The organism is Rheinheimera sediminis (assembly GCF_004005375.1).
Classification (GTDB): Bacteria; Pseudomonadota; Gammaproteobacteria; order Enterobacterales; family Alteromonadaceae; genus Pararheinheimera.
This window is the reverse complement of the sequence record NZ_RZUF01000011.1, coordinates 54,831-68,667: the sequence shown is the minus strand read 5'-3', so window position 1 is coordinate 68,667 and position 13,837 is coordinate 54,831. Positions and strand designations below refer to the sequence as shown.

12 protein-coding genes are annotated in these 13,837 nt (G+C 44.6%); 7 read left to right on the top strand and 5 right to left on the bottom strand.

The window, feature by feature from the left end; genetic code table 11:
* Positions 1–261: 261 nt before the first annotated feature.
* On the bottom strand, positions 262–1,962 hold the full coding sequence (locus EMM73_RS08955; RefSeq protein ID WP_261373368.1) for a M61 family metallopeptidase: 1,701 nt from the start codon (positions 1,960–1,962) through the stop codon (positions 262–264).
* Between the two features lie 483 nt (positions 1,963–2,445).
* Between EMM73_RS08955 and EMM73_RS08950 the strand changes: the two genes are divergently transcribed.
* The 7 genes from EMM73_RS08950 to EMM73_RS08920 all read left to right on the top strand — a co-directional run bounded on the left by EMM73_RS08950 (position 2,446) and on the right by EMM73_RS08920 (position 10,371).
* Positions 2,446–4,011 carry a diguanylate cyclase gene (locus EMM73_RS08950; RefSeq protein WP_409994304.1) on the top strand — a complete coding sequence of 522 codons (1,566 nt, stop codon included), beginning with the start codon at positions 2,446–2,448 and terminating at the stop codon, positions 4,009–4,011.
* Positions 4,012–4,115: 104 nt separating this feature from the next.
* On the top strand, positions 4,116–5,471 hold the full coding sequence (gene ppnN / locus EMM73_RS08945; RefSeq protein ID WP_127686098.1) for a nucleotide 5'-monophosphate nucleosidase PpnN: 1,356 nt from the start codon (positions 4,116–4,118) through the stop codon (positions 5,469–5,471).
* Position 5,472: 1 nt separating this feature from the next.
* On the top strand, positions 5,473–6,276 hold the full coding sequence (xni, locus tag EMM73_RS08940; protein ID WP_127686097.1) for a flap endonuclease Xni: 804 nt from the start codon (positions 5,473–5,475) through the stop codon (positions 6,274–6,276).
* Between the two features lie 8 nt (positions 6,277–6,284).
* On the top strand, positions 6,285–6,668 hold the full coding sequence (locus EMM73_RS08935) for a DUF3192 domain-containing protein (protein ID WP_127686096.1): 384 nt from the start codon (positions 6,285–6,287) through the stop codon (positions 6,666–6,668).
* A gap of 1 nt (position 6,669) precedes the next feature.
* Positions 6,670–8,436 carry a hypothetical protein gene (locus tag EMM73_RS08930; RefSeq protein ID WP_127686095.1) on the top strand — a complete coding sequence of 589 codons (1,767 nt, stop codon included), beginning with the start codon at positions 6,670–6,672 and terminating at the stop codon, positions 8,434–8,436.
* Positions 8,437–8,579: 143 nt separating this feature from the next.
* Complete coding sequence (locus tag EMM73_RS08925; RefSeq protein ID WP_127686094.1) at positions 8,580–9,587, top strand: isocitrate dehydrogenase; 1,008 nt, start codon at positions 8,580–8,582, stop codon at positions 9,585–9,587.
* A 139-nt stretch (positions 9,588–9,726) separates the two neighbouring features.
* Complete coding sequence (locus tag EMM73_RS08920; protein ID WP_127686093.1) at positions 9,727–10,371, top strand: glutathione S-transferase family protein; 645 nt, start codon at positions 9,727–9,729, stop codon at positions 10,369–10,371.
* A gap of 58 nt (positions 10,372–10,429) precedes the next feature.
* On the opposite strand, the gene rlmM is transcribed toward EMM73_RS08920, so the two are convergent.
* The 4 genes from rlmM to EMM73_RS08900 all read right to left on the bottom strand — a co-directional run bounded on the left by rlmM (position 10,430) and on the right by EMM73_RS08900 (position 13,739).
* Positions 10,430–11,500: a 23S rRNA (cytidine(2498)-2'-O)-methyltransferase RlmM gene (rlmM, locus tag EMM73_RS08915; protein ID WP_127686092.1), complete on the bottom strand. Its 1,071-nt coding sequence runs from the start codon at positions 11,498–11,500 to the stop codon at positions 10,430–10,432.
* 297 nt (positions 11,501–11,797) lie between these two features.
* Positions 11,798–12,184, bottom strand: a complete 387-nt coding sequence (locus EMM73_RS08910) for a DUF423 domain-containing protein (RefSeq protein WP_127686091.1) — start codon at positions 12,182–12,184, stop codon at positions 11,798–11,800.
* The gene (locus tag EMM73_RS08905; protein WP_127686090.1) at positions 12,162–12,803 is read right to left on the bottom strand and encodes an alpha/beta fold hydrolase; all 642 of its coding nucleotides are present in this window, start codon (positions 12,801–12,803) and stop codon (positions 12,162–12,164) included. Before EMM73_RS08905 ends, EMM73_RS08910 begins: the two co-directional genes overlap by 23 nt.
* 3 nt (positions 12,804–12,806) lie before the next feature.
* Positions 12,807–13,739, bottom strand: a complete 933-nt coding sequence (locus EMM73_RS08900) for a transcriptional regulator GcvA (RefSeq protein ID WP_127686089.1) — start codon at positions 13,737–13,739, stop codon at positions 12,807–12,809.
* Between the last annotated feature and the right edge of the window lie 98 nt (positions 13,740–13,837).

Here is a 13,837-nt window from a genome sequence, read left to right as displayed (position 1 = left end):
ATTAGAACGCTGCTTTATACTCACTGCGTTCGTCACCCTAAGGGCCAGCCTTCGGCTTTTAGAAAGTGCTTCCTGCACTTTCTAGCTTTGGATTAAGAATCCTTAAATTACTGACGGCTACCAGCTTATTTGTTGCACTGCCGCTACGCGGCGAGTACAACCTACGTATCTTAAACCTAAGCATTAGCACTGCGTAGCCAGAGGGTTGTTTAAACGCCTCAAACCCAAAACGGGCAAGGATAAACCCTGCCCCAACAATTTCTATAAATCCACACCCAACCATGCCTTATGCATCGCCTTTTGCTGACGGCTTGGCTTAGCCACAGGCTCGATTTTCCCCATCCCTTTCGGTTTATCACCCAACACCAGTGGTTGATGCTGTAATCTGCCTTGACGGAAATAACTGACTTGTACTTTGTCGCCAGCTTTAAAATCCTGCAAACGTTGACCCAAATCGCCTTTTAACTGCAAAGCATTGATAGCAACAATTAAATCTTCAGAGGTAAAACCCGCTTTCCAGGCCGGACTATCACGTTCAACCCTTTGCACCAGCGCAAAACCGCTTTTGTCTTCAGACATAATACCTGCAAAGGTTTCACGTTCTTTACCTCTTTGCCATTGCAAACCAAAACTGGCTAACAGCTGTTCAGGCTCGAATTTCATTGGCTGCTCTATTTGTTGTTGCCACCATAAGTTTTGATCTTCACCTGTCAGCTCAGAAGCAATCTGAATCACGTCTTGGGCGGTAAAAGCTGTGGTTTTAGCGAAACGCTGATACAGCTGGTTATGCAATTCACGATAGCTGGCTTTGCGGCCGGACTGCCGCAAAATTAATTCATCCAGCAGCCAACTGGCGATATAACCTTCTGAATAAATACTGACATTAAAATTAGCGCCGTGGTCTCCGCCAGAGCTTATCCAACTGTCAAAACTGCCTTCGGCTACCGACTGAACTAAACGCCCTGGTGTATGTATAAATCTGTACAGGCGTTTGGTCAGATCCTGATAGAACTCTGCTTTTGTCATTAAACCGGCGCGCAGTAACAACTGGTTTTGGAAATAACTGGTAGAGCCTTCTGAAATCCATAACAAACTGCTGTAGTTAGGGTTGATGTAGTCATAAGGTACTAAGCCAGCAGGCCTGTAGGCTTTGACATTCCAGGTATGCACAACTTCGTGTGACGCTGTGCTTAAAAACTCCAGATAATCTTCTCTTTTGCCAAAGGTGAATCTGTCTCTTTGGATCACAGTTGAATTTAAATGCTCAGTGGCGCCACGAACACCGTCTGTGGCATGCACAATAAATAAATAACGGCTGTAAGGATAACCTTGCCAGATAGAGTCAGTGTGCTGCACCAGCTTAGCTAAGTCTTTTTGCATCTGGGTCTCGTTGTAGTTACCTTCGCCCCAAATCACCAGATCGTAATCACGGCCATCGACCTGAAAATTGTGGTGCTGATTGATGCCGGTTTCTATAGGTGAATCGGCCAGTACATCGTAATTAGCGGCAACAAATTTGTGTTCGTTATCCTTCTTATCCATACCAGAGAAAGAACGCCAGCCTTTTGGCACTTCTAACTGCACTGATACAGCTTCAGCTTTGTGTGGCTGGCTAAACAGTAGATAAGCACTGGCATTGATATAGGCATGAGTTTCATCAATATGGCGGGTGCGTTCCACCAGTTGATTGGCATAGACAGCGTATTCCACTACAACTTTACCCGCTGCTGTTGGCTCTAAAGTCCAGCTGCTTTTCTCAGTTTTTTGCCAACTGATGGTCTTGCCTTGCGCGTCTACAGCGCTGAAGCCACTGATGCCATTGGCTAAATCTAAAATTTTATATTTACCACTGCGCCAGGACGGCAACATTAATGTCAGAGCCTTGGCCTCTGTTACTCTCAGCTCCATCCTGACTTTTGCTAAATGATGCTCTGGTTCAGTAATACTGATTTGATAATCCACTTGTGCCCTACTGTATGCAGAACTGCACATTATGATCAGTACAAAAATAACTTTCAGAAAATTCACGCTGCAACCTCCAAAACCAAAATTTAAAAACAACCATAAATTCAAATAAATAGCGAATAAAACACTACCAAAAGCCAGATAAAAGCGCTCAAAACTATGTAACCCACCTCGTACTATTACACTTTAGCTTTTACTTTCAGATCAAATTCTGTTTTAATGCACAGCGTCCTGACAGGGACAATCCTATTAACTTCAGACTAAAAGTGAACAAGATGAACTATCTGACCTCTGCTGAAGAACAAAGCTGGTTACCCTACTATTTAACCAAAAAGTAGCCACAAAAAAATACCCTACATCATTGCTGATTTTAAGCGGACTTTTAGTCCGCTTTTTTCATTTCCCGCTAGATTATGATGTCGCTTTTATCATTATTGCAGATATACTTAGCGTAAACCGAGCGGGTTTTATACCTAGGGAATGATTCTGGTGGCCGAGCAGCAAAGTGACGTAAAACAACAGCTGGCAAATGCAGTCAAAGCACGTAAGCAGTTGGAAGATACCTACGAAAGTCAATTTCAAATATTGTCTCAATTTGTCTCCAGGCTATCTTTGGCATGTAAAGGCATAGATATTGAATTAGACAATAAGTTGGCACGTTTGCGTCAGGAGTTTGCCAAAGGCACTGATCTGGAAAAAATCCTGCCTCTAATAGAAAGTGCGGTAGAAGCCTTAAAAAACCTCGAATCTCGTCAGCAGCAAGAATTAAAAAAAGCTCAAAATACGCTTACGGATGCTGGAAAGCAGTTGCAAAAACAACGAGGTTTACCTGACCAATTAAGAAGGGACCTGCGTGATTTATTAACGAAAGTAGAAGAACCATCTTCTACTGTTCAGGCGTTTTTGCCTCACCTGACTGATTTAACAGCGTTATATCAAGCTGCTTTGGCAACTAAACAACAAAGCGAACAAAGCGGTACAGCTGCGGATGACACTAAACATCAAGCCATTTGTCGACAGATTTCTATTGAACTAACTAACCTGCTAAGCGAACTGGCCTTTGAAGGTAAGTATGGTCAGGATATTGAGCGAATTCGCCTGGCTTTGCTGTCTGATATTAACATTGAGTCTTTGCTGCAATCCTGCCTGCGCACTATTGAAATCATTATTGCGTCAGTCACAGACGAGCGCCAATCTGCTCAACATTTCTTGCTGAAACTAAATGATGCCCTGACTGGGGTGCAACAAGCTGTTGTTTCTTCGCTGAATAACTCCACCAGCGTCAAAGAAAAAATGCTGCTGCTGAACCGGCAAATAGAACAGCAAATCAATCATTTAACAGCAGATACTAAGTCAGCAACCACACTGGAGCAGTTGCAATCTCTGGTCAGTACAAAACTAGGCGCTATTACTAATTCACTGCGCGAGAAAGAGCAGTTGGAAAAAGACGACCGGGAGCTGATGTTAACTACATTACGCCATATGGAATCCCGTCTGACTGAATTAGAAAAAGAAGCTAGCCAATTTAAAAAACGCCTCTCTGAACAAAAATTCAGAAGCTTGCAGGATGCATTAACAGAGCTGCCAAACAGAGCTGCTTTTGATGAGCGTTTTGAGCTGGAAATCCGCAGGGCTCAGCGCTATGGCAAACCTTTAGCTATAGCCTTGGCTGACGTCGATCACTTCAAACAAATCAATGACAACTATGGCCACAGCGCTGGTGACAAAACCTTAAAAGTCATAGCTCAGGCGTTAAAACAAAGCTTGCGTGAAACAGACTTTATAGCTCGTTATGGTGGTGAAGAGTTTATTATTTTGTTCCCGGAAACACATTTGTCTGAACTTAAACTGCCTCTGAATAATCTGAAAGACAGGATCAAAAAAATCCCTTTTAAATTCAAAGACAAAAACGTGCCCATTTCTATTTCTTTTGGTGCGACTGAATTCAAAAGCACTGATAGCAACAGAGCAGCATTTGACCGTGCAGATGAGGCTTTATACGAAGCTAAACGCGCAGGCAGAGATCTGGTCGTACTGAAAAGTTGAATCACCTGAAAATGGGACAAGCAAAGACTTAGGCTGAGTCAATAAGTTGGTTTATCTATCTGATTTATCAAGTTAAATAAAGCCGTGTCATAAGGAAGTAATCTATGCATGTACAACTGAATCCTTTGGGCGCTATGGCGCTTTTATCTCAACTTGAAGTTGACCGCCTGAAAAACAACACCAGCTCTGACGCCTTTAATTTGTTTCGAAATTGCTGCCTTGCCGTACTGAACGTAGGTAGCCACACCGACAGCTCCAGCGAAATTTACGATCAATATAAAGACTTTGAAGTAAATTTATTGGCCCGTGAGCGCGGCATCAAAATTGAATTATTTAATCCACCGAAAAGCGCTTTTGTGGATGGACAGATCATCCGTGGTATCCATGAGCATTTATTTGCTGTATTGCGCGATATTCTGTTTTTTCACACCCAACTGACTCATGCTAATCGACTGGATTTACAAAACAGCGATCATATTACGCATACGGTGTACGATATTTTGCGTAATGCCCGTGTGATAGATACTGCTGTAGAACCCAATATGATTGTTTGTTGGGGGGGCCACTCTATTAACGAAGCTGAATACAAATACACTAAAGAAGTGGGCTATCAGTTAGGTTTACGTGGCCTGGATATCTGTACTGGTTGTGGCCCTGGCGCTATGAAAGGCCCAATGAAAGGCGCTACTATTGGTCATGCCAAGCAGCGCAATACCAAAGGCCGTTATTTAGGTTTAACAGAACCAAGTATTATTGCAGCAGAACCACCAAACCCTATAGTTAACGAGCTGGTAATACTGCCTGATATTGAAAAACGTCTGGAAGCATTTATCCGGGTGGCTCACGGCATTATCATTTTTCCGGGTGGAGCAGGAACAGCGGAAGAATTGCTGTATTTACTGGGTATTATGTTGCACGAAAAAAACAAAGAGCAAAAACTTCCGGTGATCCTGACAGGACCACAGCAAAGCGCTGCTTATTTTACTGAACTGGCTAGTTTCATAGAGCAAACTTTGGGAAAAGAGGCTCTGAACCTGATTGAAATCATCATAGATGACCCAGCTTTGGTCGCGCAACGCCTGAAACAAGGCTGCGCTGAAGTAAGGCAATACCGTAAAAGTTGTGGTGACGCCTATCACTTCAACTGGACCTTACATATAGCGCCTGACTTCCAGCATCCTTTTGCTCCCACTCACCAGAATATGGCGTCTTTAGACCTGCATCTGGAGCAGGACAAAGCTAAATTAGCCGCCCACTTGCGCCGGGCTTTCTCTGGCATAGTAGCTGGTAATGTCAAAGATGAAGGTATAAGAGCCATCAAACAAAACGGGCCTTTTCAGCTATCAGGTGAACCTGCATTGATGAACCTGATGGATAAGCTGCTGCAGGCTTTTGTCGTTCAGGGCAGGATGAAGCTACCAGGCTCGACCTATGAGCCTTGTTATCAAATTCTGAACTGATATGGCGCATTTGTTATTGCTCGACGGGCTAAATTTAGTCCGTCGTTTATACGCCGCACAGGAACGTCCTTTTCATAACTCCCCTGCTCCGTACAGTGAAGCTACTGGCCAGCAACTGCTGCACAATACCGCAGAGCAGCTGCAACAAATCGTAGTCAAGCTAACGCGGCAATTTAAGCCCAGCCATGCACTGGCAGTGTTCGAAGTGACACATCTGAACTGGCGCACTCAGCTGTACCCTGCTTACAAAGCGGATCGTTTGCCGATGCCGGAGCATTTACAAACGGCTTTGCCTGCACTGAAGCAAAAACTGGCAGATATAGGCATCGAAAGCCTGCAAATGCCAGATCAGGAAGCTGATGATGTGATAGCCAGCCTTGCTATGACGATGCGTAAACATCAGCAGCAAGTTACTATAGTATCAACAGACAAGGGCTATTTACCTTTATTAGCTGAAGGTGTGGCTGTGTACGACCATTTTAATCGCCAGCAACATAACGCTGAGACAGTGCAGCAGAAGTTTGGCGTGTTACCAGAGCAGTTAGTCCGATATTGGAGTCTGGTTGGCGATAAAACGAATAACATTAGTGGTCTGACAGGAATAGGGCCCAAAACGGCTACAGAACTGTTAAAACTGGGGCCAGATATTAGAACGGCTCTGGCTCATCCGGATTGTCCGGCCAAACTAAAAGAGAAGATTATGGCGTCCCGTGCTGAACTGCAGTTATTTATGCAGATTTTAAGTCTCAGAACTGATTTACAGTTGGGGCTTAACTTACAGCAAGTACGTTTTACAGCATGCTGAGGCAAAAAATGAAACTAAAAACCATAGCCTTGTTACTTGCAGGATTAGTGCTGTATGCCGGTTTAACCAGTATTACCCTGATGTTTTATAAAGATGATCCTGATCAGATGAACTGGCAGGACAGAGAAGCATTTAACACTAAATATATTTATAAACTGGATTTAACCAAAGCCATCAGCAGAAATCAGGTGATAAATTTTCTCGGCGGCCCTGATATTACTGAAGCCAAAAAGCACCAGCAGCAGGTTTTTCAGGTACTGTATTACCGCACTCACAGAACAAAAACTGATGGCATCACCACCAAAGATGAATGCACTGCTATTTTATTTAAAAATCAGCAATTGATTGCGATAGGCGAAACCGCAGTCGAGCAATTTAACCAGTTGGATTAAAATGGCAACTTTGGGACCTTTAACAGAGCTTTATCAAAACTGCACTAAATTTTATGCGGGAAAGCACGAGCTGACTGCACAGCAGCAACTTGAATTGCTGCAACGGATCTGCAAGCTTTTAACACAACTGGCCTATCAATCACCTTTTCTGTTGTTGTCACAACTCTCACTGACTCCAGCTAATGCTTGTATTTCAAGCAAAATCTTTATCAAAGAAGCAGCTTTGTTAACAGCTATAGCTATGGCCGGTCGCTGGCCCGAAGAATTATTTGTACAGCTGTTAAAAGGCTGCCTGCTGCAGCACTTGTCTGTCACTGCTGTATTGGAAAAGTCGGCCAAAGCTGAAGATCTAAGCGCTTTAGAACAACAACAGCTGAAGTTTCCAGCTGTTGTGACTATTAAGCAACATAAAGAGTTGGCAGAAAAAACTGGCGTATTCAACCTGTTGCGCCAGTGCTATGGAAAAAATAAAGGTTTAGCCACTTGGCAAAGCCCCTATTTCAGTCAATTGATTAGTTTTTGCTGGCAACTAACACGACTGATGTTACCCGGCGCTGGCAGGCTAGTAACACTGGAAAAAATTTCCGCTATGCTGCTGCCACAAGCTAATTCAACAGAGCAGCAGTTTTGGCAGGCACTATCTTGTCTAAATAGCAGCAGCTACAGCACAGGACGTTTTGTGCGGGACTCTGATGCCAATCTGGCTCTGCTGCTTTGTGAAGCTCAAACCGCAGAGCAAATAGTGCTGTTGGTGCAACCTTATGAAAAAAGAAGCAAAGACTTGTTGCAACCACTGATAGTCAATGCTTCTGATTGGCAACTGTTAAACCCAAGACAATACAGTCAGGATGAATGGATGTGTGGCTGGCAACAAGAACACGACTTGCTTCCACAATGGCCGGAAACCGCAGCGCTTCCTGCATTAAGTTGGTTGCAACAACTTGGACAGGCGGCCAAAGTTAGCCAGCAAGCTGCTTTAATTGAACAGCACCCTTGGCTAATGCATCAACTTCAGGAAAAAGCCTCAGCTCTGAGCAGACAACAGCAAAAAATTCATTCAACTCAACATGCTATTGCCATGCTGGGCCAAGAACAATTGCTACCTTTATTAAAACAGGCCTGGTTGGAACAACATTGTCAGCAGCAACATCAACCTCATCATCAGTGGTTGCTGGAGTTTAGGCGAGTCTTGGCCAGAGCTTTGTATTTATTGACACAGCAGGTCAAGTTTTATTCGTTAACTTTGCAGCAGGCAGAACTCTTGGCCTGGTGTTTATGCTGGCCTTTGTGGCAACAATCTGACTTGCGTTTTTTAGCGTTGTCACATCCCGGGCAAGCCCTCTGCCTGATCAGCCCATGGTTGAAGCAGCAGCTATGGCAAAGTGAGCAGTACCAGCAACTCACGTTAAAAACGCTGAAGCACTTTCAGTTTAATCAAAGCTGGCAAGACGCCTGTATGCAATATAGAACTTTACCAAATGCAAGCAAGACTTATCCTATGGCTTTTGTTTTAGCCTTTGCTTTTGAATTGACGGATTCCGTCTTTTCGGCAGACGACGATAAGCGCAGGCTTGAGCAGAGTTATAGATTTGTAGAGCCCTACTTCTCAATCCATTCACTGACAGCACAGACAGCTTCAGAGTGGCAGGACTTAGTGGTAGAGAGCACTCAACCTGTTACCCAACTTTTAGCCAGCTGTAGTTTTATTTCTCCATTTTTCAAAGTTATGCCGCAAGAAGTCACAGATTTGTCGCAGATGTCGGCATAAACTGGAAAATAAACACCAAAACTGGTATATTTTCGGCGTTTTTTACAACCATTAATACAATAGCTGATATAAAAACAATGTATAAATCCAGCTTTGTGTCGAATACAACAGTCCACATCAGATTAAGTTATTAAAGGAAAGTTATGAGTTCACAAACTATTACAGTCATCAAAGGTGATGGCATAGGTCCAAGCATAGTAGAAGCAGCTATCCAGGTGCTGGATAAAGTAGGCTGTAACTTTAACTACGAATATGTTGAAGCTGGCTTGACTGCGTTAGAAGCTACTGGTGAATTATTACCACAAACCACGCTTGATGCTATTGCTCGCAATAAGATCACTTTAAAAGGCCCATTAACCACCCCAGTGGGAGAAGGTTTCACCTCTATTAACGTGACCTTACGTAAAAAATTCAACCTGTACTCTAACGTACGCCCGGTAATATCGTTTAAAGGCACTAAAGCCCGTTACGAAAATATCGACATCATTACAGTACGTGAAAACACTGAAGGTATGTACTCTGGTGCTGGCCAGGTCGTGAAAAACGAAGGCGAGCTGGCGGAAGCCATGAGCATCGTCACCCGCGAAGGCTCTGAACGTATTGTTGAGTTCGCCTTTGAACTGGCTCGTCGCGAAAACCGTAAAAAAGTCACTATTGTTCACAAAGCCAACATCCTGAAATCTACTTCTGGCCTGTTCTTAAAAACTGCCCGTGAAGTGGCTTTACGTTACCCTGATATTCAAGCCAGCGAGATGATCGTTGATAACGCTTGTATGCAGTTGGTGATGAATCCACAGCAGTTTGATGTGATAGTCACTACCAACCTGTTTGGCGATATTTTATCTGACTTATGTGCCGGTTTAGTCGGTGGTTTAGGTATGGCTCCAGGCGCCAATATCGGCAAAGACTGCGCCATTTTTGAAGCAGTACACGGCAGCGCGCCGGATATTGCAGGCAAAAACCTGGCCAACCCAAGCTCAGTGATTTTAGCTTCTATTCAGATGCTGGAATATTTGGGCATGAAAGACAAAGCAGAAAAAATTCTGGCTGCTTTAACTGATGTGATTGCATCAGGCGACCGCACCACCCGCGACTTAGGTGGCAGCCACGGCACTACAGATTTCACAGCAGCTATGCTGGAACGTCTCTGATACTTTGGGTCAGAGCCTCGGCTCTGACCCATTTATTTTTCCCCACCTTATACGCCAGCCCACTCCCAATATAGTTTTGCCATCATCTGCGCTTCACACTACTATGCTCTGATAAGTTTTAACTTCAGGGAGAGTATCTATGTACCAACTGTATTATTCACCAAGCACCGCCAGTATGGCGCCGCATATTCTGCTGGAAGAGCTCTCTGTACCTTACGAGCTGGTTTTAACAGACACAGCCATCGGCTCACATAAAAAAGCTGACTATCTGGCGTTAAACCCTAATGGCACTATTCCAACCTTAGTCGACCAGGGCCATGTTATTTTTGAAACTGCCGCCATTTGTCTGCACTTAGTGGACAGCCACCCGGAAAAAAACTTATTCCCAGCCCCCGGCACTCTTCAACGCGCCGAAGCTTACAAATGGCTGATTTGGTTATCTGCCACCCTACAAAGCACTTTAGTGGTGTATTTTTATCCTGAGCGTTGGGTAAGTTCAGAGCAAAACGCAGCTGATGTAAAACGTCATGCAGAACTAAAAGCCCAAAGCTTGCTGGAGCAACTGGATAAACATTTAGCCAGCCACTGCAGCCCATGGTTTTTAGGCGAAGAGTTCTCACTAATCGATATTTACGCCATGATGTTATGCCGCTGGACTCGCCATTTCGACCAGAAAAAAGCCCGAGATTTCACTTTTATAGCGCTCTGGGTACAAAAGGTGTTAGCTCGCCCTGCAGTACAAAAAGTGATGGATTACGATGGCTTAGTGAAGCCTTATGTTTGATGGCATCAGTGATATTTAAGGGGCAGAGTTTATCCCTGCCCTGTTTGTTTAAGCAGCTTTAAAACTTCCTCACATGCACTGTCACTTCCTCACGGTCGTGGTACAAGTGCTTCGCCTGAAACTCTACATCCAGCCCTGCTTCGTTGAAGTGATGCTGCATCATATCCAGCACTTCAACCACAGTTTCGTAGCGTTTTTTCATAGGTAGTTTCAGGTTAAAAATACTTTCCTGACACCAGTCGTTGATCAGCCAGTCACAGACCAGCTTGCCAACACGTTGTGGTTTTTCAATCATGTCACAGACCAGCCAATACACATTACGTTTGTCCGGGCTGAATTTAAAACCGTCGACCTGAAAGTGTTTCACCTGGCCTGTATCCATTAAAGACTGCGCCATCATGCCGTTGTCTATAGCTGTGACCATCATGCTGCGTTTCACCAGCTGATAAGTCCAGCCGCCAGGACAAGCGCCTAAATCCACTGCTCTCATGCCTGAAGTTAAACGGGTATCCCATTCGTCCTTCGGAATAAACTGAATAAAAGCCTCTTCCAGCTTTAAGGTACTGCGACTTGGCGCATCAGCTGGAAACTTCAGCCGCATAATGCCGTTTTCCAGCGGGCTGTTGTTTTCAGGGTAAGAAATACCTAAATAAGCACTGCTGCCGCTTTGCATAAACAAGTGCAGCACCGGAGCTCTGGAGTTTTCTTTTTGCAGCAATACGCCAGCTTTGCGTAACGACTGGCGCAAAGGCACTGTCAGTTTGCGGGCCAAAGTAGATAAAGTTTTGCCGTCATTGGTTTCTGGGTATTCGACCCTGATCTCACCAAAAGCAGATAATTCAGCAGCTATTGCCGATTCGACCACTGTAGTAATACGGTCGGCCGGATCCAGTTGCAGCAAATCATCCACCAGTAAAAACCACTGGCGGGCAAAAATGAAATTAGTAAAGTCATAGTCACGGTAAAAGGCGGCTAAAGCGTCACTATCGTAAGCCTCAAAAATGACAAAAGCTGAGTCTTTGGTCAGTTTGCAAAAACCAAACACCTCTTGCTGCCCCGCTTTATCCTGAATTTCGCCAGCACATTCTTTCTCAAAACCTGAACGGCAGTACAGCAAAAGTTGGTTCATGCTGCACCTCCATGTGCAGCACCCTGACGGGCAGCCTGCGTCTGTGAAAATTGTCTATCCTGCCAATTTTTCATGCTGCACCTCCATGTGCAGCACCCTGACGGGCAGCCTGCGTCTGTGAAAATTGTCTATCCTGCCAATTTTTCATGCTGCACCTCCATGTGCAGCACCCTGACGGGCAGCCTGCGTCTGTGAAAATTGTCTATCCTGCCAATTTTTCATGCTGCACCTCCATGTGCAGCACCCTGATGGGCAGCCTGCGGCTGTGGAAATTGTCTATCCTGCCAATTACTCATATTATTTCCTGATCCAAGGGCTGATGGCCAAAGCCAGCCAGCTTAAAATAAGCAACTGACCACCTAAAGGCGCCAGAGCTGAAAAATGTAAAGGCAGCTTAAATACACCAGCTACCAGAGTATAAACAAATAACCATAGCCCTATTTGCATGGCGCAAGCGCAGATGCGGCTTAGCCACGGGCTTTGTTGTTGCAGCTTGTCAAAAGCAGATAAGGCCAATAAAGCCATTGCATGAAAAGCTAAAATAAAACCTGCGCTTAAAAGCACAGCCAGTTGCTCTGTATCTATAGTGCCACGCCATAAATGCATTAAAGCAGCGGCAGAACCTACAGTCACTGCGCCATAAAAGGCTGCCAGACTAGTGTTAATTTTCCAGAATACATTCATTAATAAAGCTCCTGCTAATAGTAGCCGCTTGCTCAATAAGCTGCTGTTGGCTCAAACCTGATTTTTTTAATGGCAAAAAATCATGGTCGCCGCTTTTTAGCCACCTAATAGCTATCTCGGGCAAACTCCTATTGACCAGTTCCTGAATGCTGCCAAAAGGGTCTCTTTCTCCTTGCAACACCAGCACGGGCCTTTTTAAATCGGCAAAATGCTCTATTCGCCAACTATCTTTTTTCGGCGGGTGAAAAGGATAACCAAAAGCTATCACTGCGTTCACTTGCGCAGGTAACAAATCCGATGCAGCAAGCAGAGTGGCAACCCGGCCGCCCATCGACTTACCTGCAATAAACAAAGGTAAATCTGTTGGTACCTGGCGTATTTGTTCGAGCAGCTCAGCCATTAATACCGGCATTTTAGCCGGTAGCTGCCTGTGGCCAGTAAGGGTCTTTTGCATATAAGCAAAGTTAAAACCCCAAACTTCAATATTTTGCTCAGTAAGCTGCTCTGCTAACAGCTGGCAGAATTCTGATTGCACCGGAGCTCCGGCACCATGGCATAGCAGCAGTCTGGCGATAGGTTTTGAAGCTTTAACAACACTTTGGACTAACAACTCTGGCATTAATCAATCCGGTGTCGAATTATTAAAATGCTGCTCAACAAAATCTTGCTGATCCAGCTCTACTTGTTTAGCCATCCACTGCCGGAACGCGACAATTTTGCCAAGCTCAGTCTGGTTTTCACGGCACACCAGATAATGCGAGTCTTTACTCAGTAATACATGGTGAAAAGGCACTATTAAGCGACCTGAATTAATATCAGGCCTGGCCAACACGTTATGCGCCAAAGCCACACCCTGACCATGTATAGCAGCCTGCAACACCATTGCTGTATGCGAAAAAATCGGCCCCTGATTCACATTGAAATTTTTAAAGCCCTGACTAACAAACCAATCTTTCCAGGCCTGACGTGAACCATCATGCAGCAAAGTATGGTGGCGTAAATCAGCGACGTCTTTTAAAGGCTTGCTGCCGTTTAACAATAATGGCGAACAAACAGGCAACAGGTATTCGGTATGCAGCTTATCAGCATGCAAATTCCGCCAGCTGCCACGACCATAATAAATTGCCACATCTACGTCGTCAGTTAACGAGCCTTCATCTGAGTCAACAGCTTTGATACGCACATCTATGTCAGAGTGCTCTTCACTAAATAAACTTAAACGCGGCACCAGCCACTGAATAGCAAAACTAGGCTGCAAACTTACGGTCAAAGACCCCTTGGCCCCTCGCGCCAGTAACTTCTCTGTGGCTTCATGCAACTGCAGAAAAATCTCTTTTATATCTAAAAAGTAACTCTGGCCTTCTTCAGTCAACAGCAAAGAGCGGTTTTTCCGCATAAACAGCTTTAAACCTAAATGATCTTCCAGTGCTTTGATCTGATGACTAATAGCAGCTTGAGTAACAAACATTTCTTCAGCCGCTTTAGTAAAACTAAGATGGCGGGCGGCAGTTTCAAAAGCCTTTAACGCATTAAGAGGGGGTAAGCGCCGAGCCATAGTCTGCAACCTTAAACGACGGGTGTTGAATTAATTTTTCTAATGCAAATTATAGAGAAAGGCAGTGAACTGCACCAGCTACAGTCCACTATATCCAG